The organism is Undibacterium hunanense (assembly GCF_014284335.1).
GTDB lineage: Bacteria > Pseudomonadota > Gammaproteobacteria > Burkholderiales > Burkholderiaceae_D > Undibacterium > Undibacterium hunanense.
Window position 1 is genome coordinate 299056 of sequence record NZ_JACOGF010000003.1, and the last position, 26343, is coordinate 325398.

The window sequence follows — 26343 nt, forward strand, 5'->3', positions numbered from 1 at the left end:
GGAATACACTCCGCAAGTCTGCTAGCAACATGACTACATATAGCTGATTTTATTTAGAACTTATAACGCAAGCCGAGCAATATTTCACGGCCAGTGACATTGTTGACCACCACACTATCACGTGCGCGGCTGATGAACTGGTCATTCGCCTGATTGGTCAGATTCACGCCTTCCAGTGTGAAATCCAGCCTGTCGTTGACCTTGAAGGACATGGACAAATCAACATTGAGGGTGCCATTCTTGCCTTCGACATCATTATTGTTTTGTCCAGGAACACGGGTCACGAAACCGGAACGCTTGGAGGCAGAAACACGCGCACTGAACTTGCCATCGTCATAGTACAGCGTTGCATTCCAGGATTTGGGCGAAAGATTCAGCAAGTCGTCCGTAATCGTTGCCGAACTGGTAGGAGAAATAGCATATTCTATTTTTGATTTGACATAGGTCGCATTGAGCAAGATACCAAAATTCCGTCCCCATGCAGGCAGGAAAGTAAATGGCTGCTGATAATTCAGCTCTATCCCGGTGAGCTTGCCGCCATTGGTATTGATCGGCGCCGTTACCTGGAACACCTCTTCACCAGTGAAATTGGCCGGCAAGAAAGACAATGGCAAGCCAGTATCCTTATACGGCACATTGGTTCTGATGCTCTGGATATAGGTATTGATGTTTTTCTGGAACAAGCCTACACCAAGGAAGGCATTTTTTGCAAAATACCACTCCAGACTGGCATCAAAGGTATTGGCCCGGAAAGGCTCCAGATAAGGATTGCCACTGGTAATCGACAGTGTGCCTGTCGTGGTAATGGTACCGCCCGGACTCAAATTACCCAACTGTGGCCTGGCCATCACTTTGGCACCGGCAAGACGCACGATGAAATCCGGTGTGACATTCAAAGCCAGATTAAACGATGGCAAGAAATCGCGATAGGTATTGGTCACAGTCACTTCTGTCCCGCCACCAGCCGCCTGATAACCGGTCGCTACCTGCTGGGTTTCCACATAACGGGCACCGATATTGCCGCGTAAAGGAAAGCCCGCAACATCAGTCTTGAAGTCGCCCATCAGAAAGGCGCCACGGTCGGTTTCGCTGACAGAACGGTTGTTGCCACGTGCATTACCATTGGTGATCGACGACAGGGTGAAGTCGCCAGGACCACCTGCAGGGCCGCTTTTTATACAGTTACAATAAATGTCATACGCCTGAGCAATCGCATTCAGGTTGGGGATAAGCCAGGTAGTAGGCGTGCCCGCCGGCAAATTTTGGCCCTTGCCAAAGCCGGTGATTTGCGTCGTCAGGCTGGCAATGGAAATACCTGCATCCGGTGCAAAGATCGTGTCATTCTGGTTCACACGCCGGAATTCATACGAATCGAACATAAATTTCTTGTAATCCACGCCGCCCTTGATACTGAATTTGTCCGGTACGGCTTCCCAGGTCAAGTCTACGTGGGCAACGTCATTGCGGTTATTGGCTCCCTGTGGGCGTATACGAATTTCACTGGTCGTCGTATTCGCTACCGTTGCGGCCTGCGTACCGGTGGTCACCCGTGGCACGCCAACCAGTGTCAAAGGACCATTGGCCGACGCCACGTCAAATGGATAAGTGATGACGGGCAAGCGATCGCTGGCACGAAAATCAAGCCCATAACCATTCACATTGATCGCATCCAGCGTCGTCGTGGTCTGTACCGGATTGCTGAATTTGGACGTTGCCCGGCCCAGCGTCGCATTCATGCGCAAGGTATCCGAGAATTCATGATCCAGCGTCAATGTCGGCTGGGTAAATGTGGTCGACAGTTCATCAAAACGTGATTCGGCACGAATGTCTACACCGTTATACACACCGTACAGCAAGGCCCCATTCGGTGCATAGGCTGTACTGACCACACTGGTTTGTGGCTTGCCACCCTGACTCAGGGTGCGGCTGAATGAGATCGCCTCCAGAAAATCTTCCTGGCGGGTAGCCTTGAGTTTGGAATACAGCATATCCAGTGTCAGCAAAGTACCGCGCCGGGGGCGAAATTGCAAAGACCCGGTCAATCCCAGTCGGTCCTGATCATGCGTCAGGCGACCATAGCGTGGCAACCGGGGCGTAAAGTTGTTCGCGTCACTGGCTGCATTGTAGGCAGCAATATTGTCTGCCGTGCCGGGCAAACGGGCAACGCCCTGTGCCGCAGGGCCGCAAGTGGTGGCAGTAGATGTAGATGGATTCACCGGCGTCACACCCATGGGCGAACACCAGCCGCCAGAAGATGGGCCATTATCCCAGCGCACGGTACTGAAACCTTCTTCATTGACACGACGCTTGGAGTACGCCCCAGACAATAAAACCCCTATGGTCCTGTCAGCAAAGGTATTGGAAATCAAAAAACCCAGACGTGGATCCGTTTTTTCCGACAGGTCGTTATACCGGCCCTTGGCCATGATGGTGGCATTAAATCCTCTTAAGTCAAAGGGACGCAAGGTCTGCAAATCAACCGTGGCACCGAGAGAACCCTCATCCACATCGGCAGAAGAACTTTTACGTACGATCAGAGAATTAAACAACTCGGATGGAAACACATTAAAGTCAAAACCACGCGAGCGGTTGGCGCCGCCAGAACTGTCGGTGCCGCCGGTAGTAGCCAGACCTTCAATGCCGTTGATACGCACCCGGGTAAAATCCTGCCCCAGACCACGCACAGTAATATTACGCCCCTCACCGGCATCACGGTCAATCACCACGCCAGGCACACGCTGCAGGGATTCGGCCAGATTCGTGTCGGGGAATTTCCCCATATCTTCGGACTTGATGACATCGACTATGCCATTGTCATCACGCTTCTTGTTCAAGGCACTTTCCAAAGCGGCCCGCATGCCAGTCACGACAACTGTGGCCGGGGCATCACCTGGAGGTGCAGCAGTTTGTGCATAGGCTGCACTGATGGCGGCAGCACACACCGAGGTGTTGCCAACGAAACGAACGGCTAGCTTTCCAATAGCTAAAGTGGGATTCTTCCTGCGCATAGTAGGGTTTCCTTCAGTCTCAATATAGTTATTTGTCAAGCATGTGTGGCATGTGCCGGGCGCATTTCATCTGCATGACTGAAATGCACTCTGGCTGCTCTTGGAAGCTGACAAGATCGTTGTATACCCGGCCACACTCTTTGGTGCTGATCGCCGGGCTGATACCGATTCTAGATAATTTTTCAGACTGAAAAAATTCAATCGCGCTTTTTTTCTGCCTGAGCACATCACTCGCAGGCACGAACAGAAATTTTAAAAATGCTTCAATTTTTAAATAACACCATTTTTTGAATTTAAAAAGCAAATATGCAATTTTATTTAAAATAAAAATGCACTAATTTTGATTTTATTAGAATTTATTTAGAGTAAATTTTGCAATTAAATCTCTTTCAAAATTCAAATCACCACAACCAAAAAACAACAATTGGTCCTACCAATAATTTTTTGGTTGGACAATTAATTGAAAATCGGGCAGACCAGATATAATTAAAAATTACCATCAAGTATCCTTGCGCAAGCGGTTAAAGTGTAAAGCGACTATTCCACCTTTTCCACATATGGCAAATATCGTGAATATCGTGAATATCGTGAATATCGTGAATATACTTCCGCTCCATCATGTACCGCCATACCCTCCCCGGCAATCTGGTTTTACATATGTGGGCGCCATGATAATGGTCGCCATCATCGGTGTCGCCACGGTTGCAACAGTCACCGTGGCCGACACCGCCAGAAGGCGGACAGCGGAAGAAGAATTGCTGACCGTCGGCAAGCAATACATCAAAGCCATACTCGAATACGAATTGAATACACCGGCAGGCAATGCCAATCGCGCTCCGTCACGCCTGGAAGATTTGTTGCGCGACCCCAGGCAGGTCGGCGTAAAACGTTATATCAGGCAACTTTATCCTGATCCCATTACTGGCAAACAGGATTGGCAACTGGTTGCAGCACCTGGTGGCGGCATCATGGGGATCAAAAGCAGTTCATGCGCGACCAGCATCAAACGCAGCTTTACCCATGGGGACTTTACTTATCTGGATGGCCAAAAACGTTATTGCGACTGGACTTTTGCATACGTCATGGCATGCGGTGCGAATTGCAAGAACAGTGAAAAACCTGAACGCGAAAGCAATTAGAACTCACCATTAAACCGGGAAGCATGCAATGCCACCGCGCTGCAACCAAGATTGCTTTCACTTCAAAAAAAACGCCATCATATAAATGATGGCGTTTTTTACTGCTCGCTTACTAAAACCTGTTTATTAAAACATGCGCATTCAAACTTGCGCATTCAAACTTGTTTATGAGGCTTACCCATCAATTACTTCGATACCTTGCAGGAACGGGCGACGTTCGCTGCATTGGTATCGTCCTTGGGTTCGTTACCCGACACAGTAGCGACACTGCCAGTGCAGACAGGTGTGATATTGGAGTTCAGATCCTTGATGGTAGCCACATCAAAGGCATCCTTCAGGGCTGGTAGTTTGCTGCTGTTAAAACTGCTGTTGACGATCACAGGGTGGCTGACATTGAAGACAGTCACGTTACTGATATCAGCATACCGTGCGCTTTGTTTTGACGCACTGCAATTACCGCAAGAACGGTACAGCTTGCCAGCTTCTTCCGCATAAAAGTTGGTGATGACAATTTTTCCACCCTTGCCATTGTTCTGGAAAATTTTATCGGCAGCCTTGTAGGCGGCGCCACCGGTAACCGTCATCGTACCTGGACCTTTGAGCGTCGCAGCATCTTCACCGACATCACCCCAATACACATTTTCTATCCTGCAATTGCCATTGCAATGTACACCATCCGCACCACCCGCTTTCAGATCTCGCCCCGAACCAAAACCTGGGTCACCCAGTACCACATTTTTCAGCGTTGCCCCTTCTTCCAGAATGAAATGTGGAATTTGATCTTCGCTCTGATCACCTGCCATACTTTTGCCAGTACCGATCAAGCACACCATCTTGCCGTATTTAACCAGGCCATCAAACACCGTATTGGCAGGTACCGTAGTTGTTGATGACACAGACTGCTTGGTACAGGCAGGCACCGCCCTTTTAGCTGGTGCCGCATGTGCACCCGCAGCAAAGGCGAACCCGAGGATTGCGAGGAGTAAACCGTGTGATTTTTTCATTTTTGTCTCTTTTCAATTAGGTAATCAAAAGCACGACCCGAGCACTGCCAATCAGCCGCCCGAATCGGCTGCTTCAGCATGCTTAGCATGCTTAGCATGCTTTAAGGGCTTATTGCGCCAGATTGGTACGTGCGCCGGCGGTAGCAGCTGCCTTGGCTTTTACACCGGCTGCTGCCGCTGCGGTATAGGAATAACCAGTGGCACCGTAGGCCTTGGTCGTTGCCCAGTCTGTCGCATTGACATAAGGCTTGGAAGTACTGTCAGGCACAGTCCAGGTGATACCACTGCCGACAAAATTGTTTTTCAACTCCCAATAGCCGATCGCGCTACTGTCGCGGGAAGTGACAGGATTGACCACATTTTCAAAATAATTTGACTCGACCAAAACCTGGGCCCCCATACGCGGATTGATGGCGGAAGTATGGATGTTGCCGAAGTAATTGTTGAACAGATGCGCCTTGCCATAACGCAGCAAAGGCAGGCGGGCTTTCACGTTTTCAAAGCGATTATTGTGATAAGTGGTACGTGAACCGGCATTCAGGGTATCGCTATCACTGTAACCATTCAGCGCCACTTTCTGATAATCATAGATGTAGTTGTAAGAGACGGTGATATTGTTCGCCCCTTTCTTCATATCGATACCACCGTCAAAAGAAGCGTCACCCGCTCCCGAACACATCGTCAACGAAGCGAAGATCGTGTTGTGATCAATCCAGACATTGCTGGGTTTGCCGGTAGAGTTGCCTTCTATCGAAATGGAATCTGCATCCTCACCACCCTGTAGCAAGCCTATGGTCATATTTTGTATGATGACATTGTGCGCATCACCAACAACATGAATGCCGAAATTGGCACTTGAATCGCCTGTGCCCTTGATCGTGATATCGCTCTTGTTTTTGATTTCGACGGTTTGCGCGGCCTTTTTCCACTGCGCGCATACATCGGTGATGGTGGCGTAATTGAACTTGCCCGTGTAGCTCAACACCAGCCCGCCGCTGCCAGAATACTTGTCTATCTCAGCCTGCATGGCGGCCATGGTAGCGACGACTACCGGTGTCTTGCTGCCGCCACCTGTTGTCGCCGCACCGTAACCAACCGGCCCGGCAATTGCATGCGCACCAGCAGCGATACCCGCCGCCAGCACTGTCAGCTTCAGAAAATGTACCTTCATTTTTTTGTCTCCATTTATATTGATTGATGATTTGCCCATGCTCTGGACAAGCGATCATCTGTCGCGCAATAGGTAGATAATCGCTCTCACTGCTCGGTCGGCAGCGTTATTTCCCAGCATGGGAGAGACCAGGCATATCGCTTCAATTTCCTCACAAATACCCTGGTCTGAAATTAATTCAGGCCATTTTTAAAACGGTATTTAAAGATTTTTAACGTTTATGCTGATCTGGATTGAGAATGCGCGTCACCATCACCACCTGTCAATAACACCAAGGACATGCGAAGACAGAAAAATCATTAAAAACATTAACAAACATGCTTTCCACATATCGATATAAAGACAAAGAAAATTCACATTAAAATAAAATTCATCGAATTACTTCTTAAAATAAGCTTAAAAATCATTAATTCAGCTCATTTTAATTTTCGGATAATTAAACTCAAATCTCTTATTTTTAACAAAAATGATTAATATGCAAATATTTAATATCTGAAAAACATCTTGAATATAAGACTAAAAAACAACAATTGGTCCAACCAATAATAATATTTGATCCATCCAATATGAATATTTGGATGGACCAATAACATTATTAACTGGGAATTTTATGGATTTATTGATGATTATTTAAATTTGGTCAGTCCAATATATGAAAAAATCAAATCAGGCGAAGTGCCTTACGTACATCGACAGCATGACGGGCAAGCCAGCAATAACTTACAGTCTGTTAAACGCCAAACCATCCCGCGTCAAACCCTGTGCGCCACTTTGAATGTCGTACACACCGCCGCCCTTTTCTGGCGCAATGAGCACCCATGTAGCGCTGCTATCAGTCACCGGATCTACCGGCAGGGATCGCAAGTATCTTCTTTCAACCAGCTCATCCAGCGATTGCGGATAACGGCCTGTATCACCATAAAACTTGTCAATGACCTCACGTGTCACATGTAGGTTTTTCTTGAGTACCGCCTCTTTGGATTGCTGGATGCTGTGAAAATACCGTGGCACCGCGATGGTCAGCAGCAAGGACAGTATCGCCAGTACCACCAGCAATTCAATCAGGGTAAAACCGCGCCTGTCAGCGCGCTTACCTTCGTTTTTACCAGCGCAGATAAGGGATGCCATTCAGACCCACCAGTTCAGAATTGGAATGTATGTCGTAGACATCCTCACCCGGCGTGGGTTTGTCAGCCTCGCTTTGATATGAACGCAACCCCCAAGTTTGCTCATCAGGCAGACTGCTGTCTTCACAAAACGGATCACGCGGGATACGCCGCAAGAAAAATATCTTCTTGGGCCTGGCGCTACGCTGATCTGTTACCCCTTTCACCAGTTGCAGCAAATTCAGCGGATAGCCGCTGCTGTCCGGCGTCGAAGAAATGCGCCCCTCTGCACTGGCACGCTTGTAGTCATCCAGCGCATTACGGATTTCACGCAGCGCCAGACGCAGCTCCTGCTCTTTCTGACGCTGCACCGCTACCTGCGCCACCGGCAAGGCAATGGCAGCCAGCAGAGAGACAATGACCAGTGTCACCATCAGCTCTATCAGGGTAAAGCCCTGGCTGCGCATGTCAGCCGCCCACCTTCTCGACCACTGGCGGGTACAGCATTGCTGGCTGAGTTTGCTGCGTTGGCACAGGCTGCTGCAAGGCCGGTTGCTGTCCAGGCAAGCCATCACGTCCACGCAAGCTGGCATCGGTGCCGGCATCAAATTCAATGTCACCTGACGCGCCCAAAGGCTGATTGCGAATGACCCTTGGTGTAATCGAAAGGACAATTTCCGTCTTGGTTCTTTCTGTACCGCGATTGCCAAACAGACGATCCAGCACCGGTAGCTCACCCAGACCAGGCACCGCATTTACAGAACGCTTGTCGTTATCACTGATCAGGCCAGCCAGCACCTGGTTTTCACCATCACGCAAACGCAGGACCGTGGTGGCATTGCGGGCACCGATGCGGTAGCCATATGGCTGATTATTGTTATCGTAAATGGTACCGAGAATGCTGCTGACTTCCAGATTCAGTTTGATCGAAATCTCGTCATCAAGATACACCACAGGTTCCGCTTCCAGCTTCAGGCCGACATCAAGGTAATTCACCGATTGCGATGTCACCCCGGTCGCCGTCACATTGGAAGATATACTAGGTACCCGTTCACCTACCTTGATCAGCGCTTTTTCCCTGCTTTTGATACGTATGCGGGGATTCGCCAGTACGCTGATGTTTTCACGATTGACGGTGGCAGACAGTTTCATCGCATCCACCGTTGCCAATACACTGCGCGAATTGATATGCATCAAATCATGCAGGGTAAAAGCGCCACTGTTGATGCTGCCATCTTCACCCAGGTTCGATTTGGCCAGCGGGCTCAAGCCAATGTTTCCTGGCCATTTAACCCCCAGCGCTTCCAGGTCGCTGCGTTGCACTTCCAGTATTTCCACTTCCAGCATCACTTCTGGCTCGGCCACATCATGCAGCGCCACCAGTTTGGCCGCCATGCGTATGGTTTCCGGGGTATCACGTATGACCAGCATATTCAGCTTTTCATCTACCACCAGATCACGGGTCTTCAGTAATGTTCTCAGACTATTCGCCACCAGTTTGGCCTCGGCATTGGCAATTTTAAAACTGCGTATACTTAGCTGCTGATAACTGCGCTGTTTGGCCTGGTCACTGGGATAAATCAGGACCGTACGCTCATCGACGACACGCTGTTCCAGTTGCACGCTCATCAGCAGGTTACGCAATGCCAGTTCTACCGTGGTATCCCGTAAATCCAGATTGACGCGTAAATCGGCAGGCACATCCCGGTCAAGCGTGAAATTGATACCCGATGAATGCGACATCGCTTCCAGCACCGCTCTCACCGGAGCATCCCGGAACTGCAGGCTCAAGCGCTTCTGGAATGCCGTACTCAGCACCGCATTCTGCATGCGCACTTCCGGTTCGCCGATTTTTCGCTGTAACTGCAAGCCTTTGGCATGACGTGGAAATTCTGTCAGGAAGGCATGCAATTCCTTGCGCGCCTCATCCGGCTTGCCGGCATCCCATAATTCATTGACATTCTTCAGTAATCTGGATTGATACTGGCTGGCAGCCAGTGTGCGCACACCCAGCATGGCCTGTTCGACCTCACCAAGTGCCGCAGCCTGCCGATAGGCAGACTGGGCGTCATCCCAGGCTTCGCGCCGCACATCCTGTGTCGCCTTGTTCAGCAATTGGGTCGCCAACTGACGCCGGGCATTGACCAGCAAAACACGGGCTTCAACATGATTTGGTGTTTGCTTCAACAGATCTTCCAGTTGCGCAATGCCCTCCTCCAGTTTACCGGCATCCAGCAAGGCACGAATTTCTGTTGGTTTTGTCTGGACCGTAGTCGCGCAGGCCGCAAGACCCAGCAATCCCCATATCAACAACGCATTTCTCGCCATTCGTTTCATTGATTCACCCTGAAGCCGATCCGGATTTCCTGACCAGACTGATTGTCTCTGATAAGCACGCTGTCTTTTTGCAAGTCCATTACGCGATAACGCTTTTCGAACACTGCCCCCGCACGGGCGATCAATACTTCACCATTGCGCATCAAAAAAGCTTCGCGCCTGCCATTTTCTTCTTTGAAACCAAGCAAACCAAACTCCTGCTCCAACGCGTCATTTTTTCCATCTATAACATTGCCTTGGGCCTGTTGATGCACTGCCGGGATGGCATGATCGGTAAACAGATCCGGAACAGCCACATCTGCCACATCCATCTGCCCTCCCGCTTTTATTTCAGGTGTGGCAAGTGGCATGCGTCTTGACGGGCGGCTTGGCTCGACCTCCGCAACAACCGAAGGTGACGGTCTGTCCACCACCATCAGCACTCCAATACCTGCCAGTATTGCCAGCATCAGCGCCAGTCTTTTTGACATCAGCCGCCTCCTTCAACTGGCACATCATTCGGCTTTTCCACTTCAAACCAGATGGAAAATGACAACCGCGCCTCAACCCCTGCGTCACCACCACGCAGGACCACCTCATCTAGGGACGACCCCGGAATATTCCGGGCAGCCCGGATAAATTGGCGTATCTGCGGATAGCTGGCAGTCACTGGTAATTGCAGTTGCCAGCGCCCTATATGTCCATTTTCATGCCGCTTGTAATCAGCCTGCGCGATGGTCAAACCATGTTTTTTCGCCAGCAGCAAAATGCCTTGCACACCTTCATTTGCTATCACTTCCAAAGGCAGATTCAAGGCATTCCTGACTTGCACCGGCTTTCCTTCGTCTGCGCTATCCAACTGCACTGACAGTTCCTGCAACTCTGACTGTATATGTGCCTTCTGCACCGGCAGCCATACCAGCCACAACAACAGACTCGATAAAAAGACTGCCGCACCAGTCAATGGCCACCAGCCATAGCGCAACACAAAAATATCCAGATGCCAGCGCCAATCAACAAATCCAGCAAATCCACCAAATCGCTTCATGATGCTTCCCTGACCTCTGCAACAGGCAGGCGATACGGCTCCGCCAGGATGGCCTCAAAATGAAAATTCACCCTTGTTTCCTGGGTTTCATGACGCAACAGATTCACCCTCAAAAAGACCGGGCTTTTCTGCAATTCGCGCAGATATGCCTGCATGGCTAGCACATCGCCAACATGTGCCTGTACCCTGACCACACCACGCGTAAGCTCCGGTTCAAATGCATCCAAACCGGCACCGGGTGCGGCTTCAAATGCCTGAAAGATTGCTTCCCAACGCAGGTTCCGCAAAAATTCTGACTGGCGCAATAACAAGGTCTCGTCATTGCCAGGCTGCTTGCGTACCTGATCAAGCTCCGCCCCCTGACCAGACTGCATCTGTGCGTGCTGTTCATCCAGACGGACACGCTCACCCTGCATGCCTTGCCAACCATGCCAGATCAGAATGGCCACACATAAAGCCAGCGACATCAATAAAAGAAAAGCCTGCACACCACGATTCCGCATATCCCAACGCCAAGGATTATTGTTCTCTGCAAAGTCGATTTGCACAGGTCTCATGCCGCAACTTCCCTTGGCAGCCAATGCAGCGGCCTGGCATCGCCGCTCCAGAATCTTTCTGTGGGCAATGGTGCCCCGAGTCTGAGCAACTCCAGTGACAGCAGGGCATCCACATCCGCACAGCGCAATTGGCGTACCAGCCGCAATACACCTTCCTGCCAATACAGCAAAGTACTAACACCATCCCGCACAAAACACCAGGCACCGGTTGGTGGCAAGCTTGCACATTGTTGTCGCCACATCACTACCAGTTGCGGCTGCAGACTGCGTAGCGCATACGCCTCCAGGGCCTGCAGCAGGTTACGCGGCAATGCACAGGCCAGCATCGGCTCTCCCTTGTGCCAGTCCGCCTGTATCGTCCATTCAGCCGCCGGTTGTCCATACAAGTTCTCGAAGCGGGCATTCAACAACAGAAAAGAATCATCCAGGCTGACAATTTCATCGGGCAGTTCCATTAAAAAATAACGTACCCAGCAATCTGCGACAACGACTACCAAAGCAGCCTTTGTTGTCAGCAGGCCATGTAGTTCTTCACGCAAGGCTTGCCAGTCACCCGGCTTTGCAGTCAGTTTTTGTGGTGGACTGCCATCGGCACGAGCCAAGGATATTTCCTGCCCACCGATGTTTAAATAATTTTTTTCAACCCGCCAAAGTGACACGCTTCACCTCCTCTAATGTAGTTTGACCATTGGCGACCAGTTTCAATGCATCTTCAAACAGGCTGCGCATGCCACTGGCACGTGCCATTTCCTTGATTTGCCGTAAAGGCCTGCGCTCTATCACCAGTTCGGCCAACGCATCATCCAGTGTCAATATTTCTGCCACTGCGCGACGACCGCGATAACCTGTACCCCGGCAATCACCGCAACCTGTCCCGCGCCTGAAATGGTAATTTTTCACCATGGATCGATCCAGCCCGCTGCGCAGCAATTCCTCGTCATCAGGTTCATAACTGCTACTGCAATGATTGCAATTGAGTCTGACCAGGCGCTGTGCGATGACACCATTAAGCGAAGAGACGAACGAATACGGATCTATTCCCATATGGGCAAAACGGCCAAACACATCAAACACGCTATTGGCATGTACGGTGGACAAGACCAGGTGCCCGGTCAGCGCTGACTGTACGGCTATTTCACCGGTTTCCTGGTCACGAATTTCTCCGACCATGATAATGTCAGGGTCATGTCGCAATATGGAACGCAGGCCGCGTGCAAACGACAAGCCTTTTTTGTCATTCACAGGTATCTGCAAGATGCCTGACAAATGATATTCAACCGGATCTTCTATCGTGATGATTTTTGCCCGACCCGTATTGATTTCAGTCATCGCGCCATACAAAGTCGTGGTCTTGCCAGATCCGGTTGGCCCGGTCACCAGCACCATGCCATAGGGTTCTGCCACCAGACGCCGTATGGTCGCCAGGTGGTCATCGGCAAAACCCGATGCATCCAGCGTCAGGCCACCATGCGCACTGACCATGGCCTGCTTGTCCAGTATCCGTATCACCGCATCTTCACCATGCACACTGGGCATGATGGATACCCGCAAATCGATCTCGCGCCCTTGCGCGGCCACCCTGAAGCTGCCATCTTGTGGCACCCTGCGCTCAGAAATATCCAGTTCGGCCAATACCTTGATGCGGGAAATAGCCTGCTCAGCCAATGCCTTGCCCGTCACCTGCGCTGCCTGATCCAGCACACCGTCAATACGGTACTTGGTCAACATGCCACTCGGGGTCGACTCAAAATGGATGTCAGACACACCCGTCTTCAAGGCATCATATAGTGTGGAGTTAACCAGCTTGACAGCGGGGCTGCCCGCATCGCTCAAGGCTGCATAACTGAGATTTTCCAGCAGATTCTTATGCTCGCCGTCAACTTGCTGGTCATGAATCAGCACGTCGATGGAACGTACCGATTCTTCCTGTTTGGCCAGATAGGCATGTACCTCACCCGGCAGGGCAAGTCGCCATTGCAATGCTTCTGCAGCCAGTGTTTCCAGCCAGATTTGCAGATTCTGGTCATAGGGGTCGCAGACCACCGCTGTCAGTCCCTGCGCATTACGCAGCAATACACATTGCCTTACCTGTGCCCGTGCCAGTGGCAGACATTCAAACGCCGGTTCGTAGGCGAGCATGCCTGCCATGTCTATCACGATCAACTGAAACAAGGCTGCTGCCTGCGACAGCAAGGCGCGTGGCTCCAATTGCGTCAAGGCTTCCAGCTCAATAAAAAAACTTGCGCCCGAATGCCGGGAATTGAGATGCGCGGTACGCATACTTTCCATCATACTCACAAGCTCCTTTCCTGATTCGGGGCTACGCCACATTGGCGCAGCACATTCATACTGCGATCAAACCTGCTATCCCTTTATTGCAAAGTGCCCGCCAGATCAAAGATGGGCATATACAACAACACCACGATCAAACCGATCACGATACCTATCAGTGCCATCAATACCGGCTCAAATGTTTTGCTGAATTTTTCTATCCAGAGGGTCGTTTCGGCATCGTAGAAAAGCGCTGCCCGTGTCAGCATCAAACCCAGTTGCCCCGAATGCTCTCCCACCCGCAACATGCGCAGGGCGATCGGTGTCGTTAAACCATTTTTCTCAAACGCATCAGAAAAATTACCTCCCTGGACGATGCCATAGCGCGCTGCCGACAAAGCCCTGGCCCTGTGCGCAGACAAGGTGCCACCGACCATTTCCAGTGCATTGACAACCGCGATACCGCCTTCCAGTAACATGCCCAGGGTCAGGTACAGGCGTGCCAGTTCCAGAATATTCACGCGCTGCGAAATACCAGGCAAACGCGTCAGCATCAACATCAGACGCCCCGAGCGTTTTAGCCGGCGCCACCAGGCCAGCAAACAAAAGACGATGCCCACTGCAGCCAACAACAACCATTTTCCATGTGCCGCCACTAAAGCGCCCCAGGCAATCAGCCATTGCGACATCAGTGGCAATTCCCTGCCGCTACCCTGGTACACCACAGAAAACCGGGGTACAACATAACCAAGCAAAAACATGCTGACCAGACCACCAACAATCAGCAATATCGCCGGGTAGATTGCCGCACTGACGATGCGGTTGCGAATGCCATTGATACGAACCTGATATTCGATATAACGCGACAAGGCCTGCGGCAAGTCGCTGGTGCGTTCCGCGGCTTTGACAATACCGATAAACAGAGGTGGAAAATGCTCAGGCTCGGCAGCAACAGCGACTGAAAACCGCAAGCCATCCCGCATGCGCAGCAGCAAACGGGCAACGATGTTTGCTGTCTCGCTTTGCGCATCTTTCTCGCCCAGGGCTTCCAGGCTTTCTATCAAGCCCAGCCCGGCCTGTAGCAATGCCAATAATTCCTGGGTAAACAAGATCAGCGAAAAATTTTTGCCGCGTTTTTGCACCTGCGCCGATAAGGGCCGCACATCCAGCACCGTCATCTGCCTGACCACGGCCGCACGCGATGCGCCATCAGCATCCATTGCTTCCAGCTCCAGCATATGCACGCGATTATCACGGCCTACTGCGCGAACGGCGTAACGCATGCTAGCCTCAGTGCTCAGTTGCTGACATCAGTTACTGACATCTGCCGCTTCACCGGTACCACCGGCACGGCCATCTTCGCCCAGCGATGACAGGTCAAATTCCTTGCCATTACGCCCGGGAATACGGTAAATATAGGCATTGCCCCAGGGGTCCATGGGCAGCGCTTTTTGCAGATAAGGTCCATTCCAGCGAGCAACACCAACTGGTCTGACCAATAGTGCATTCAACCCGACATCGCCGTTTGGATAACGCCCTACATCCAGCCTGTAATTGTCCAGTGCCTTACTGAACGACTCGATCTGTGCCTTGGCAACTTTTTGCCGCGATTCGCCTACCTTGGAAAAATACTTGGGCCCGACATATGCGCTCAGCAAGCCAATAATGGCAATCACCACCAGTAATTCCAGCAGGGTAAAGCCTGAAATATGTGATGAATGCTGTCTGGGCTTGCGTGAATCATTTCTCATATGCACGAACCATCCTTGAAAATAAGGCCATTAAATGTGACGAATTTCAATACCTCAATCTGCTTTATCAATACCAAAATAGTCGTTTCAAATACCCTGCTATTGGAATATTATTGGCCAGACCGAATTCAATTTCGGTCTGACCAGTTTTATTCTACTATGCAAATTTTCTTTTGTGAATGTCAATTAACATTAAATTATGTGCGCTCGCACAAGAGAATCAGGTGCAACTTTAGTGCAAGGCCTGAGCGCACCGCAGCATAAGTGTTACTTCATGGTGCATGATTTTTCTGAATTTTCCCCTGCGCGGTATCAGCACAGGTTGACACTGGCTGACCAGTGCAGATGGCGAACAGACAGATAGCCTTGGTCAAAATGAAAGTTAAATATCATTGGTATAAAAATTGCTCTTTGAAAATATCACTTCTGAGAGCAACCATGAATCTTTACGACATACATGAATTTGTCTCCCCACCTCAACCTGGGCCCAACTGCATGTCAGGACGCCATATCACACCTGAACTGAGCGAGATTCTGGCAAATTCCTGCCGTTACGATCCCATTGAAAGTGCAGCCTCTTTTGGTCGTTGGTGGCTGGATGCAAAAAGCGGTGAACTGGTGTTGTCCCAACATGCAGCAGACCTGCTTTGGGTAAGTGCGGGCTGGTATGCGAATCTGGAAAGTGGTTTCAATCAGGCAGTACTCGACGATTTGAGCACCCTTACCAAGTCCTTGAAAACTCTGCCGGTGAGCAGCAGACAAACAGAATGCGACATACGTGTCATCAGTGAAATCCATGGCATGCGCTGGCTGCGCATGGTCATCCTGCCGGAAGCGACTTTTCATTCTGGCCTGATCGCCGGTGTCTTGCTGGACATTACAGCCAGCAAACATGCAGCGATGCGCGAAAGATTAAGTTTTGAATCAACCCGTTTATTTGTCGGCACAGACACACTCGGCAGTGCCGTCACCAAACTGATACAGCTGGTCTGCGAAAATCTTGGTTGGGAATGGGGTGCCTACTGGGCCTTGGAAACCGACAAACAGGGAGAGCAAAAACTCAGTTGCAGACATTACTGGCATGGTGCGCAAGATGCTCTGGGCAGCTTTACCCAGGAAAGCCTCAGCATGCACATGACACCTGGCGACGGGCTCGTTGGCCAGGTATGGCAAAGAGGTGAAGCACGCTGGGTGGAAGACATGCAAAGTGATCATGAATTCTTGCGCAACAACAGCGCCAGTCAATGCAAGCTGCGCTCGGGTTATGTCTTTCCGGTTGCCTATGTTACCGACGAAGGCGAATGCCACAGTCCCGGAGTACTCGAATTTTACAGCCGCCTGTCACGCCAGCGCGAAGCCCAGTTACCCACCGTTTCAGCCAGCATCGGCGCCCTGATCGCACAAACCGCACAAAGACTGGAACAACAGGAAACCATACGTCAGTTGGCGCAGATAGACGGCTTGACCGAACTGGCCAACCGCAGCCATTTTTATCGTATGCTGGAAAAAACCTGTCTGGACAACGCCACCAACAAAACACCATTCGGTTTGATCTTTATCGACCTTGACCGTTTCAAACCGGTGAATGATGCATTTGGTCATGAAGCTGGCAACGTCGTATTGAAGGATTTCGCCCAGCGCCTGCAATCGCTGGTCTCTGGACGTGACCTGGTAGGCCGGCTGGGTGGAGATGAATTCGCCATCCTGCTACACCCGGATACGTCATCCACACCATTTGTAGAACAACTGGATGTGCTGGCCAAACAAGTGCTGGATGCAGCCCAGGTGCCGGTATTGTTCAACCGTCATGAAGTCGCTATTTCGGCCAGCATAGGAATCAGTATTTTCCCTGAAAACGGCATGAGCAGCCCTGACCTGTTACGCAGCGCAGACACAGCCATGTACCGCATCAAAAAAACCGGTCGTAATGCCCTCAGTTTTTTCTCCACCAGCACCACCCAGACGCTGGCAATGCAGCAGTCCGATCTGGCACAGCGCCTGACCATGGAGGTAGAGCTGTACCAGGCCATGACGAATCAGGGCCTGTTTCTTGAATATCAACCCATATTCGATGGCAACCGTCGCATCGTCGCAGTCGAAGCCCTGCTGCGCTGGCGTCGTTTGAACGGCGAAATGGTCAGACCCGACATTTTCATTCCCATTGCAGAACAAAGCCATCTTATCGTCCAGATCGGTAGCTGGGTGGTCAAACAGGCATGTCACGACCTGGCCCTTCTGCACAAGGCTGGTTTCCGCGATTTAAAGATGCACGTCAACATGGCGCCATCCGAATTTACCAGCAACACCTTGCCGGAAGAACTCAGCGCCGTGGTCGTGCAATCTGGCATTGCATCGCATCACCTGTGTCTGGAATTGACCGAGAGTATGCTGATGCAACAGCCGGATCGCGTGATACCCATCATGCACAGCCTGCGACAACTGGGGTTTGGCATCAGCCTCGACGATTTTGGCATGGGCTATTCGTCGCTGTCACGTCTGAAAAATCTACCGATCTCCTCCATGAAGATAGATCGCTCCTTCATCAGCGGCTTGCCAGACCAGGCCGAAGATCGCGCCATCGTCCGTACCATCATAGAACTGGGACGTAACCTGCGCCTCAATATCATTGCCGAAGGCGTGGAAACCGATAGCCAGCTCGCTTTTTTGCGCCAGTTTGGCGATACTCTGATACAGGGTTTTGTAATGTGTCACCCGCAGCCCTTGAATGAATTGATACGCCTGCATCAACCCGTGCCCAGGCCTGTCGATGTGCCCGCCTGATGGTTAAATCTGCCTGGTTTTTCACCGGCAGATTGCCCACCTCACCGATGTCCTTGACCAGCCCAATTTCTGATTACTGCCAGTAAGAAATCTGAAGAACTTCATTAAAGTTGATAACTGCGTCGCACGGCGTTTTTTCAGACAACGCGACTGGATTATGCTTGCGTGGACAACAAGCAGATAGCCCCTGCGTTTGACATACAAATGGTGTGACAAGACCCTGGAATGCAATGCCGTGTCATACCAGTATCGTTATCAATGCCCCCATCTCGCATGGAACAAAATGCAACACAAAGTGATGCTTCAAATAAATATTTCACGAAGCTGCATAAACATTTTGTTACACTCATCAATAACAGATGCCAGCCTTACAAGAAATGGCCTGCAAACTGCTGACATCAAGCTGCCCCATATCCATATCTGAATCACCCTTCGACCTGTGCAATAGCGTACCAATCAACGGCAACACTGAGGAGTAAGCATGAAATTTTCAGTCAAGATAGTCTTGTGTTCAGCCATACCTGCTTTATTGTTTGCAATAGGTTTAGCCACCTCCATTACCTCCCTGCTATCAACCCGTGCCCAGTTTGACAACTACATTTCGACTGAACAGGCGCTGGAAAGAAACATCTCTGAAATGTATGCCCAGGGCCTGCAAATGGGCCAGGCACTCAGAAACGTCGTGCTGGACCCATCCAACAAGAAAGGCGTTGATAATTTTCTGGCGGCACAAGTGGCCTACGACAAAGCCTTTGAACAGGCACAGAAAGTATCTGCAATAAATAACACGACACAAAGCCTGGCAGAACTGCCCAAACTGAGAGCGATTCACGCCCAGACACAAGAAAAGATCGTCGCCATACTCAAAGAAAAAGGAGATGCAACGGTCGTACTGAATGCAGAAGAAACCCCGGCCTGGAGAAACCTGCGTGGCGAATTGCTGAAGCAACGCGATGAAGCCGGCAAACGCTCTGCGCAAGAACATACCAACGTCAATGACAAGGTCAGTTTTGCCATCACCCTGTCAATCTGCCTGGCCGTGCTGGCCAGCCTGGTTGCCATCTTCCTGAACTTCTTTTGCCAAAAAACCTTGCACAAGGAACTTGGCGGCGACCCGGTCCAGGCCAGGGAAGCCCTGGCGAATATTGCCAAAGGCAATTTGTCCCAAAGCATAGACAACAATGCCAGTGACAGCAGCCTGATGGGCGTGCTGCAACAAATGCAGACCTCGCTGGAATCACTGGTCAACGGCGTACGCAGCTCTGCCACTGGCATCGCCCAGGCCACCGACGAAATTGCATCCGGCAGCATGGATTTGAGCAACCGCACTGAAAGTCAGGCCAGCTCACTGGAAGAAACAGCGGCCTCCATGGAAGAACTCAATTCCACCGTCAATCAAAATGCAGACAACGCCAGACTCGCCAATCAACTGGCAGCACAAGCGTCCGAAGTAGCCACACGCGGTGGTGCGGTAGTTGAACAAGTTGTTGGCACCATGCGCGGCATCAATGAATCATCCAAAAAAATACAGGACATCATAGGCGTGATTGATGGCATCGCCTTCCAGACCAATATCCTGGCCCTGAATGCTGCAGTAGAAGCCGCCAGAGCCGGCGAACAAGGGCGCGGCTTTGCCGTCGTCGCTACCGAAGTACGATCCCTCGCCGGTCGCAGTGCCGATGCTGCCAAGGAAATCAAATCCCTCATCAGCACCAGTGTTGAATCAGTAGAAAAAGGCTCCCAACTAGTGGACCTGGCTGGCACTACCATGAATGAAGTGGTTGGGTCCATCCGCAAAGTCAGCCAGATCGTCGCCGAAATCACCGCTTCCAGTTCAGAGCAATCCAGCGGCGTTGCACAGGTTGGCGAAGCCGTCACCCTGATGGACCAGACCACACAACAAAACGCTGCACTGGTAGAGCAGATGGCCGCAGCCGCTGCCAGCCTGAACGAACAGTCCGGCGAACTGATGAGCGCCGTATCTGTCTTCAGGACAAGGCAAAGTACGCCATTGCTGCGGCTGCAGGCTTAAAATACAGTGCGGTGCTGCCCTACTTAATCAACGGCAAGGCAGCGCCGATAAAAACAAACAGCGTTCCACATGTACGGTTGAAACGTTTCTGCCCCCGTTCCAGCCACGGCCGGATGTAATGCGCCAGCCTTGCCAGTAAATACTCCACCAGAAATTCAATGACCGCAAAGGTCACCGTCATGACGACAAACTGTGGCAACAGTGCACGCTGCATATCAATAAACTGTGGAAGAAAAGCACCGTAAAACAGCAGCACCTTCGGGTTCGCTATCGCCGTCAACAAGCCCAGACGAAACAAACTGATGCCACGTTTAGCCCCTGCGCTTTCTTTTGGCGCCAGATGAAGTGCAGGCGCACGCCATAACTGTATGCCAAGCCAGACCAAGTAAATTCCCCCTGCCAGTTTCAGCACCAGTAAAGCGCTGGACGATGCTTGCAGTATTGCCCCCAGGCCAAACATCGACAAGGCAATCAGGCAGGTAAAACCCACCACACCACCAACGACGGTATAGGTAGCCTTTCTTGCCCCATACAAGGCACCATGTGTCATGGCAAGCAATCCATTCGGCCCCGGTGTAAGCGACAAGCCCAATACTGCGATAGCGTAAATAATCCAGGTATGCAAAGCCATGTAATTTCTCCTGTTTTTCAAACTCCAGTAACTTACAGCAGTGTAAAGAATACGATCAATCATCAATGGTATTATTTAGACGTTTTTAGATAAATTTTAGACATCTCAATAATGCATACTGAAACACTTGTGGCAGACATCCGCATCCTGTTACTGCCATTGCCAGAATTTGCGATGCTGCCCTTCGGGGGTTTTCTGGATAAGCTGCGCTTTACCGCAGACGAAGCGGATTACAGTCGTCAGCGCCACTGCACATGGCAGATCCTGGGCCTTGAACCTGGCCATGTAGAATCAAGCAGTGGCATTGCCGTACAAACCCAGGTCACGCCGGCAGAAATCGGCTATCAAGATTTTGATTACCTGGTTATTTTTGGCGGAAGAAGCGCCAAAGTGACGCAAGCACTGGCCCCGCACTATAAAAACATGCTGCGTCGGGCTGCAGGACATGGGGTAACGCTTGTTTGCATCGACAACGCCTGCTTCCTGCTGGCGGCATGTGGACTGCTAGCTGGTCACAAGGTCGCACTGCACTGGCGACACGAAACTGAATTTCGCGCCGCTTTCCCCCGCATAGAAGTCATGAGCGATCAAATGTACTGTTTTGATGGCAACCGCATCTCATGCGCCGGTGGCACGGCAGCGATAGACCTTGCCGTAGAAATGCTGACACGTGCCTGTGGGCGCACCAGGGCTCTGAAAGGTCTGGCAGACATGCTGGTGGATGAAGCGCGCAGCAGCGCTCATCAACTGCGGTCATTGGATAACGAAGTCAATACAGGGCGCCATGTAAGCCGCGCCATTGCACTCATGCGCACACTGCTTGGCAGCAGCAAGACAGCCGATGAGCTTGCCAGCATGGTCGGCATCAGCCGACGCCAGTTAGACCGTCTGTTCCTCGCAAGCCATGCCATGACGGCAAAAAACTACTGGAACGAAGTAAGGCTACAGCACGTGCAATGGCGCCTGCTCAATTCTGACCACAGCCTGACCACCATCGCCGACGAAGCAGGCATCTCGGATGTCAGCTACCTGAGTAAAATCTTCCGCAAACGATTCGGAAAACCACCGGCAGAATTTCGGAAAACCATCTCCCACCACATCGTCAATCCTTGAGCCGCCCCGATCGTTCACATCGACTTGAGAATGTCCTGCCTCTTTGCCTCGTACTCTGTCTTGGTGATCAAACCATCTTTCAGAAGGGTATCAATTTCTTTCAGCTTTTCAGCAGTCGATACTGGTGCAGATTTGGTCCTGGCAGAATTTGCTACTTCGGTTTTCGTTGGACAGGCTTGTGCGCAAGTTTCCATTGCCGTCTTGCAGCTTGCCTCGTTAGCTAATGGAAACAGCTTGAAGCCGCTTATGCAAGTTGTGTGATTGGCCGAGCATTGCTGCGCGCAAGTACTATCAATGTTTGCAAAATCAACTTTCGGTGCACCGATACAAGCTGAAAGTAAGACAGTAAGTGCAGAAATCAGAGGTACAATTTTTCTCATTTTTATATTCAAGATGGCGACAGATGAAGACGACAGTGGCAGAAATAGGCCCGTATTTACCTATATGGTAGCCCAGTATTGTATTGCAATTTATCAATACTATTCCATAAATATTATTTACCAAACCGACAATTTTTTTGCGTCAGCTCAACATTGCTACATGACGAAAAAGACTATCTGCAAATATAGGATTACACTGGGAGCCATTCAGACATCATTCCTGTGATGTCTTTCCCGCCTCAGTCAAAGATTGAAGGAGCATGGCCTATGCAACACCTACATGAGCGGTTTGGCGTACCAGATGAAAATTTGCTGGCAGCTCAAAATTCGTCCTCCAGACAAAAAGCACACACTTTCCAGATTTACGTCCCAACCCGCAAGGAAGTTGCCAAACTGGGGCGGAAGAAGATCACATCAATATTAATCGACTGGATGTGCCGCAGCCCCACAGAAATCATTCCCAGCCGAACCCAGATTATCGAGGTAAGAGACATCCTGCTGACCAGAAAAGACGCCGACAAACTCAACGGCCTGATCACTATGTGCAATTACTACATCACGAATGACTGAAATACATTTCCCATAAAAAAAGCAGCCCGAAGGCTGCTTAAAAAAAACGTCAACACCGAGGAGATGTTTGCAGTAGTCTAGCGCAATAAGCTTACAAATTTGTGACATGGTGCACGAATAGAATAGGTATGATCTCGACACAAGGTAATAGTCAAACCCGTATATCAAACTCGCATATCAAACCACATACTCAACCCTGTCCCTGCCCTGCTGCTTGGACCTGTACAAAGCCTGATCTGCATGTGAAATTAATTCAGCCGATGTCATGGGCTTGTACGGGTCAAAAGCGATCACACCAAAGCTGCTGGTGACACTGATTGATTGTTGTTCGCCAATAACGATATTCTGCTCCCGGATGGATTGCAGCAATCTTTCCACCAGACTTTTTCCGTGAATTAAATCCAGGCCTGGAATGATGATCAGGAATTCTTCGCCACCATAGCGGCCAACCGCATCATATTGACGCACTGTCGCATTCAGACGGCGTACAACCTCGACCAGCACCGCATCACCAGCGGGATGGCCATAGGTATCATTAATGCGCTTAAAATGGTCCAGATCCAGTAAAACCAGCAGCAAGAAGGTTTTCTGTCGCGCCGCCTTCACCAGTTCCATTTCCAAAATCTCCAGCATGGCAGAACGATTCCAGGCTGATGTCAAACCATCTCTCAAGGCGCGAATTTTGAGTTCTTCGCGCGAAAGCTCCAGCTCGCGGGTACGCTCTTTGACTATGGCTTCCGTTTGCGCCTGCAGTTCGGTTAATTTACGCAAGCGATAGGTGTGAATGACAAAAACCAGGATCAGGCAAACCGCTCCAACCAGGATATAAAACCATACGGTCCTCCACCATGGGGGTTGAATGACCAGTTCAAGATACTTGATCGCTGACGATTGCTGCGCATCAGAATTGCTGACAAAGTATTCAAAGCGATAATTGCCGGGTTCCAGCGCGGTATAACGTACCCTGGGCGTCGTCGATGTGGACCAGCTTTTCTCCAGGCCAGCAAGCCGATAATGAAATTCAAGGGCACCACGGTTTCTGAAATTAAGGCTGACCAGTACAAATTCCAATGGCTGGGGCGACCACGCAAGGTCCATCGGCCTGTCTGCAAAAAAAGACTCACCTCCACGATGAATACTTTCAATCAGGCTGTTGAGTTCATGCTCTTTAAACAGGCGTTCAGGCTTAAGGATGTGTGAAATGCCATTGCTTGTTGCAACCCACATCGCGCCATCCGGATCTTCATAAAAACTGCGCCCATTGGTTTCATTCCAGACGAATCCATTGCTCTGATTGAATAATCGCCACTGCTTTTTATTCCAGACGGCGATACCAGCATCAGTACCAACCCACAACCATCCACGATTGTCTTCCAGTAAAGAAAATATGAGCTTGTTTTTTAAGACCGGTGATTCTTGCTGCTGCAACTGTAAAACCCCATCCTTGACGCCTGCGCGTATCAGGCCAGCCTGCACCGTACCTAGCCACAAGCCATTATCACCAGCACAACTGAGCGCTGCCATGTTAGGCGGCTCGCCATTAAACTTCACCTGAAAATTATTCCAGCTCTTGCCATTAAAGCGCAGTAACTGCCTCCGGGAAAGAACCCAGATGTTTCCATTTGGGCTTTGGCACAAGTCACGAAAAATCTCTGTTTCAGGGATTTTCAGGCTATCCAAACCAGCGGGGCGCATCACATTAATTTTGCTGATACTGGTATCAATGACGAACAGCCCATTGGCAGTCGTCACCCATATATTGCCTTTGCTATCTGACAGCATTCGATAAATCTGGGGAAGCGTTGCAACCTGCGTATAAATTCGGGTTTTCGCGTCGAAACGCATCAGTTGCCCAGAATAAGTGCCGCCCCACACCGTACCGGAATTGTCAACCACCATACCTGACCATTGATGATCAATTTTCCCCAGCCCGTCTGTATTGGTGCTGAAATGCCGTTGATCAGGCCCCAACTGCGCCGGACCAGAACGTGTGCCTACATGCAGAACCCCTGCCCTGTCTCTGACCAGCGACAGGGCAACATCGTCAGGCATGCCTTGCGCCATGGTCCAACTTTCCCAATTGCCAGAACCCAGCCATTTGATCAAGCCAAGTCCGCGAGAACCCAGCCACATGCCACCATCTTTATCAAAAAGAAGCCCAGTCAGGCCGCCGGCTATTTTTAAACCATTCTGCTTGTCAAAGCTTTCCCAGCGATCTTTGTTCCAGCGTATCAATGACTGGTCAGCATTGGTCAATACCCGCCCCTCGGCATCGGCAGATATCCAAATTACCAACCCCTTCTTATGCAGGATATCGCCTGGTGGTGTTCTGTCTTTGAAACGGGTATCGTTGGCCGGAAGAACAGCAATATGTTGTTCGCCCCTCGCCCAAAGCTGCCCGCTACTGTCACGATAAAAACTATGCCAGCGATCATCCGGCACACCCTGCGACACATCCCAGACACGAACTTTGGTGCCACTGTATTCGCAAATTGATTGCCCACATCCCAGCCAGAAATCACCATTTTTATCAAGATGCAAACCAAACAAGGCATCAGGCACCGTTTGCGCAAGGTTTTGCTGGCTTGGGAAAAGCACGGTGAGTTGCGGTTGGCCGTCAGACATTGTCAGCGCATATAAGCTTTGCTGACTGACAAAGAATAGCCTTCCGTCAGGAGACGAACTTAATTTTTGTCCCGCAGAAATGGGGACCTTTTTGCCGTCATTGAAAACCGATTCAAAACGCTCGCCCTTCCTTAGATATAAAGTATTATTATTGGCAACCCATAATCGGTTTTGAGCATCGACGTGCAAGGCTGCAATGAATGGTTCGGGCAACCCGTCTTCCCTGGAATAACGACGAAATTCGGTACCGTTATAACGAAATAATCCGTTTTCTGTACCAATCCAGATATAACCATCCCTGTCGTTCGCCATCGCACTGACCGACAGATTGCTAAGACCATCTTGTTGCGTGAAATACCGAAGCGGCATTTGTTGCGACCTGGCTGGCGCAGCCCACATCACCAGCATCAACGTCATCAAGCGAGCAAACCAAGGTAATAATTTACCCACGTAACAATACAATTTTGCAGCTCCTTAAATTCGACGTAGCGTCATTTCGCTGCATACATATGCAATTTAAAATTCAAACGAATTTTCTGGTACGGTGACGACAATAGAGTTGCCTTATATAAACACTGCCAATTACCAAAAGTAGGAAATTCAGCGCGGTAAGAGCAGCATGTCACAAAATAAATAAATGCGCTATAAGCGCAAGTATAAGATATGCGGGTTTCAGGGAGGTGACAGACAGGCATAGCAGATGCCATTAAGCACCCACAAAAATCAAAGTCTTGATCAAAAGACCGGTGCCAATATCTACTGTGGGCCAGATTGCCAAAAACAATGACCTGAGACCCAAGCTAAGCCCAAGCCTGCAAAGCAAGGTGTAGACCACATAGA

Annotated in this window: 22 protein-coding genes; 5 read left to right on the forward strand and 17 right to left on the reverse strand. The window is 50.4% G+C overall.

Features of this window, described 5'->3' with window-relative positions:
• Positions 1 to 53: 53 nt before the first annotated feature.
• Together H8L32_RS07365 and H8L32_RS07370 are read right to left on the reverse strand one after the other, a co-directional pair.
• A complete protein-coding gene (locus H8L32_RS07365) occupies positions 54 to 3008 on the reverse strand; it encodes a TonB-dependent receptor (RefSeq protein WP_186946519.1) in 2955 nt (984 codons plus the stop codon).
• A 28-nt stretch (positions 3009 to 3036) separates the two neighbouring features.
• Complete coding sequence (locus tag H8L32_RS07370) at positions 3037 to 3312, reverse strand: hypothetical protein (protein ID WP_186946520.1); 276 nt, start codon at positions 3310 to 3312, stop codon at positions 3037 to 3039.
• A gap of 364 nt (positions 3313 to 3676) precedes the next feature.
• On the opposite strand from H8L32_RS07370, the gene H8L32_RS07375 reads away from it, so the two are divergent.
• On the forward strand, positions 3677 to 4147 hold the full coding sequence (locus H8L32_RS07375; RefSeq protein WP_186946521.1) for a type II secretion system protein: 471 nt from the start codon (positions 3677 to 3679) through the stop codon (positions 4145 to 4147).
• Positions 4148 to 4332: 185 nt separating this feature from the next.
• Here the strand turns inward: H8L32_RS07375 and H8L32_RS07380 are convergent, their stop codons facing one another.
• The 12 genes from H8L32_RS07380 to gspG form a co-directional block, all read right to left on the reverse strand.
• Positions 4333 to 5151, reverse strand: a complete 819-nt coding sequence (locus H8L32_RS07380) for a pectate lyase (protein WP_186946522.1) — start codon at positions 5149 to 5151, stop codon at positions 4333 to 4335.
• Positions 5152 to 5260: 109 nt separating this feature from the next.
• Complete coding sequence (locus H8L32_RS07385) at positions 5261 to 6322, reverse strand: pectate lyase family protein (RefSeq protein WP_186946523.1); 1062 nt, start codon at positions 6320 to 6322, stop codon at positions 5261 to 5263.
• A 720-nt stretch (positions 6323 to 7042) separates the two neighbouring features.
• The gene (locus H8L32_RS07390; RefSeq protein WP_186946524.1) at positions 7043 to 7450 is read right to left on the reverse strand and encodes a type II secretion system protein; all 408 of its coding nucleotides are present in this window, start codon (positions 7448 to 7450) and stop codon (positions 7043 to 7045) included.
• Positions 7425 to 7895, reverse strand: coding sequence for a type II secretion system protein (locus H8L32_RS07395; RefSeq protein ID WP_186946525.1), 471 nt, complete (start codon positions 7893 to 7895; stop codon positions 7425 to 7427). Before H8L32_RS07395 ends, H8L32_RS07390 begins: the two co-directional genes overlap by 26 nt.
• Position 7896: 1 nt before the next feature.
• Complete coding sequence (locus tag H8L32_RS07400; RefSeq protein WP_186946526.1) at positions 7897 to 9765, reverse strand: secretin N-terminal domain-containing protein; 1869 nt, start codon at positions 9763 to 9765, stop codon at positions 7897 to 7899.
• The gene (locus H8L32_RS07405; RefSeq protein WP_186946527.1) at positions 9762 to 10214 is read right to left on the reverse strand and encodes a hypothetical protein; all 453 of its coding nucleotides are present in this window, start codon (positions 10212 to 10214) and stop codon (positions 9762 to 9764) included. The genes H8L32_RS07400 and H8L32_RS07405 overlap by 4 nt, the downstream gene beginning before the upstream one ends.
• Positions 10215 to 10234: 20 nt before the next feature.
• Complete coding sequence (locus H8L32_RS07410) at positions 10235 to 10792, reverse strand: hypothetical protein (protein ID WP_186946528.1); 558 nt, start codon at positions 10790 to 10792, stop codon at positions 10235 to 10237.
• Positions 10789 to 11349, reverse strand: coding sequence for a hypothetical protein (locus H8L32_RS07415; protein WP_186946529.1), 561 nt, complete (start codon positions 11347 to 11349; stop codon positions 10789 to 10791). Before H8L32_RS07415 ends, H8L32_RS07410 begins: the two co-directional genes overlap by 4 nt.
• Positions 11346 to 12008, reverse strand: coding sequence for a hypothetical protein (locus H8L32_RS07420; RefSeq protein ID WP_186946530.1), 663 nt, complete (start codon positions 12006 to 12008; stop codon positions 11346 to 11348). Before H8L32_RS07420 ends, H8L32_RS07415 begins: the two co-directional genes overlap by 4 nt.
• Positions 11989 to 13638, reverse strand: a complete 1650-nt coding sequence (locus H8L32_RS07425) for a GspE/PulE family protein (RefSeq protein ID WP_230412124.1) — start codon at positions 13636 to 13638, stop codon at positions 11989 to 11991. Before H8L32_RS07425 ends, H8L32_RS07420 begins: the two co-directional genes overlap by 20 nt.
• An 83-nt stretch (positions 13639 to 13721) precedes the next feature.
• The gene (locus H8L32_RS07430) at positions 13722 to 14903 is read right to left on the reverse strand and encodes a type II secretion system F family protein (protein ID WP_186946531.1); all 1182 of its coding nucleotides are present in this window, start codon (positions 14901 to 14903) and stop codon (positions 13722 to 13724) included.
• A gap of 27 nt (positions 14904 to 14930) precedes the next feature.
• Positions 14931 to 15371: a type II secretion system major pseudopilin GspG gene (gene gspG / locus H8L32_RS07435; RefSeq protein ID WP_186946790.1), complete on the reverse strand. Its 441-nt coding sequence runs from the start codon at positions 15369 to 15371 to the stop codon at positions 14931 to 14933.
• Positions 15372 to 15866: 495 nt separating this feature from the next.
• Between gspG and H8L32_RS07440 the strand changes: the two genes are divergently transcribed.
• Together H8L32_RS07440 and H8L32_RS07445 are read left to right on the forward strand one after the other, a co-directional pair.
• The gene (locus H8L32_RS07440) at positions 15867 to 18152 is read left to right on the forward strand and encodes a putative bifunctional diguanylate cyclase/phosphodiesterase (protein ID WP_186946791.1); all 2286 of its coding nucleotides are present in this window, start codon (positions 15867 to 15869) and stop codon (positions 18150 to 18152) included.
• A 481-nt stretch (positions 18153 to 18633) separates the two neighbouring features.
• Positions 18634 to 20184 carry a methyl-accepting chemotaxis protein gene (locus H8L32_RS07445; RefSeq protein ID WP_186946532.1) on the forward strand — a complete coding sequence of 517 codons (1551 nt, stop codon included), beginning with the start codon at positions 18634 to 18636 and terminating at the stop codon, positions 20182 to 20184.
• A 19-nt stretch (positions 20185 to 20203) separates the two neighbouring features.
• Here the strand turns inward: H8L32_RS07445 and H8L32_RS07450 are convergent, their stop codons facing one another.
• Positions 20204 to 20815, reverse strand: coding sequence for a LysE family translocator (locus tag H8L32_RS07450; protein WP_186946533.1), 612 nt, complete (start codon positions 20813 to 20815; stop codon positions 20204 to 20206).
• A 111-nt stretch (positions 20816 to 20926) separates the two neighbouring features.
• Here H8L32_RS07450 and H8L32_RS07455 point away from each other — a divergent pair, with 111 nt between their 5' ends.
• On the forward strand, positions 20927 to 21928 hold the full coding sequence (locus H8L32_RS07455) for a GlxA family transcriptional regulator (RefSeq protein ID WP_186946534.1): 1002 nt from the start codon (positions 20927 to 20929) through the stop codon (positions 21926 to 21928).
• Positions 21929 to 21942: 14 nt separating this feature from the next.
• Here H8L32_RS07455 and H8L32_RS07460 read toward each other — a convergent pair whose 3' ends face one another.
• Complete coding sequence (locus H8L32_RS07460; RefSeq protein ID WP_186946535.1) at positions 21943 to 22308, reverse strand: SHOCT domain-containing protein; 366 nt, start codon at positions 22306 to 22308, stop codon at positions 21943 to 21945.
• Positions 22309 to 22575: 267 nt separating this feature from the next.
• On the opposite strand from H8L32_RS07460, the gene H8L32_RS07465 reads away from it, so the two are divergent.
• Entirely contained in the window at positions 22576 to 22878 is a 303-nt protein-coding gene (locus H8L32_RS07465; protein ID WP_222619269.1) for a hypothetical protein, read from the forward strand.
• Positions 22879 to 23055: 177 nt separating this feature from the next.
• On the opposite strand, the gene H8L32_RS07470 is transcribed toward H8L32_RS07465, so the two are convergent.
• Positions 23056 to 25920, reverse strand: coding sequence for a ligand-binding sensor domain-containing protein (locus tag H8L32_RS07470; protein WP_186946536.1), 2865 nt, complete (start codon positions 25918 to 25920; stop codon positions 23056 to 23058).
• Positions 25921 to 26343: the final 423 nt, after the last annotated feature.

What these genes read in the sequence shown, in the direction of transcription:
- H8L32_RS07365 (WP_186946519.1), bottom strand. Translation starts at nt 3,008, where the DNA reads ATGCGCAGGAAGAATCCCACTTTAGCTATTGGAAAGCTAGCCGTTCGT.
- H8L32_RS07375 (WP_186946521.1), top strand. Translation starts at nt 3,677, where the DNA reads ATGATAATGGTCGCCATCATCGGTGTCGCCACGGTTGCAACAGTCACC.
- H8L32_RS07380 (WP_186946522.1), bottom strand. Translation starts at nt 5,151, where the DNA reads ATGAAAAAATCACACGGTTTACTCCTCGCAATCCTCGGGTTCGCCTTT.
- H8L32_RS07385 (WP_186946523.1), bottom strand. Translation starts at nt 6,322, where the DNA reads ATGAAGGTACATTTTCTGAAGCTGACAGTGCTGGCGGCGGGTATCGCT.
- H8L32_RS07390 (WP_186946524.1), bottom strand. Translation starts at nt 7,450, where the DNA reads ATGGCATCCCTTATCTGCGCTGGTAAAAACGAAGGTAAGCGCGCTGAC.
- H8L32_RS07395 (WP_186946525.1), bottom strand. Translation starts at nt 7,895, where the DNA reads ATGCGCAGCCAGGGCTTTACCCTGATAGAGCTGATGGTGACACTGGTC.
- H8L32_RS07400 (WP_186946526.1), bottom strand. Translation starts at nt 9,765, where the DNA reads ATGAAACGAATGGCGAGAAATGCGTTGTTGATATGGGGATTGCTGGGT.
- H8L32_RS07405 (WP_186946527.1), bottom strand. Translation starts at nt 10,214, where the DNA reads ATGCTGGCAATACTGGCAGGTATTGGAGTGCTGATGGTGGTGGACAGA.
- H8L32_RS07410 (WP_186946528.1), bottom strand. Translation starts at nt 10,792, where the DNA reads ATGAAGCGATTTGGTGGATTTGCTGGATTTGTTGATTGGCGCTGGCAT.
- H8L32_RS07415 (WP_186946529.1), bottom strand. Translation starts at nt 11,349, where the DNA reads ATGAGACCTGTGCAAATCGACTTTGCAGAGAACAATAATCCTTGGCGT.
- H8L32_RS07425 (WP_230412124.1), bottom strand. Translation starts at nt 13,638, where the DNA reads ATGGAAAGTATGCGTACCGCGCATCTCAATTCCCGGCATTCGGGCGCA.
- H8L32_RS07430 (WP_186946531.1), bottom strand. Translation starts at nt 14,903, where the DNA reads ATGCGTTACGCCGTTCGCGCAGTAGGCCGTGATAATCGCGTGCATATG.
- gspG (WP_186946790.1), bottom strand. Translation starts at nt 15,371, where the DNA reads ATGAGAAATGATTCACGCAAGCCCAGACAGCATTCATCACATATTTCA.
- H8L32_RS07440 (WP_186946791.1), top strand. Translation starts at nt 15,867, where the DNA reads ATGTCAGGACGCCATATCACACCTGAACTGAGCGAGATTCTGGCAAAT.
- H8L32_RS07445 (WP_186946532.1), top strand. Translation starts at nt 18,634, where the DNA reads ATGAAATTTTCAGTCAAGATAGTCTTGTGTTCAGCCATACCTGCTTTA.
- H8L32_RS07450 (WP_186946533.1), bottom strand. Translation starts at nt 20,815, where the DNA reads ATGGCTTTGCATACCTGGATTATTTACGCTATCGCAGTATTGGGCTTG.
- H8L32_RS07455 (WP_186946534.1), top strand. Translation starts at nt 20,927, where the DNA reads ATGCATACTGAAACACTTGTGGCAGACATCCGCATCCTGTTACTGCCA.
- H8L32_RS07460 (WP_186946535.1), bottom strand. Translation starts at nt 22,308, where the DNA reads ATGAGAAAAATTGTACCTCTGATTTCTGCACTTACTGTCTTACTTTCA.
- H8L32_RS07465 (WP_222619269.1), top strand. Translation starts at nt 22,576, where the DNA reads ATGCAACACCTACATGAGCGGTTTGGCGTACCAGATGAAAATTTGCTG.
- H8L32_RS07470 (WP_186946536.1), bottom strand. Translation starts at nt 25,920, where the DNA reads ATGACGTTGATGCTGGTGATGTGGGCTGCGCCAGCCAGGTCGCAACAA.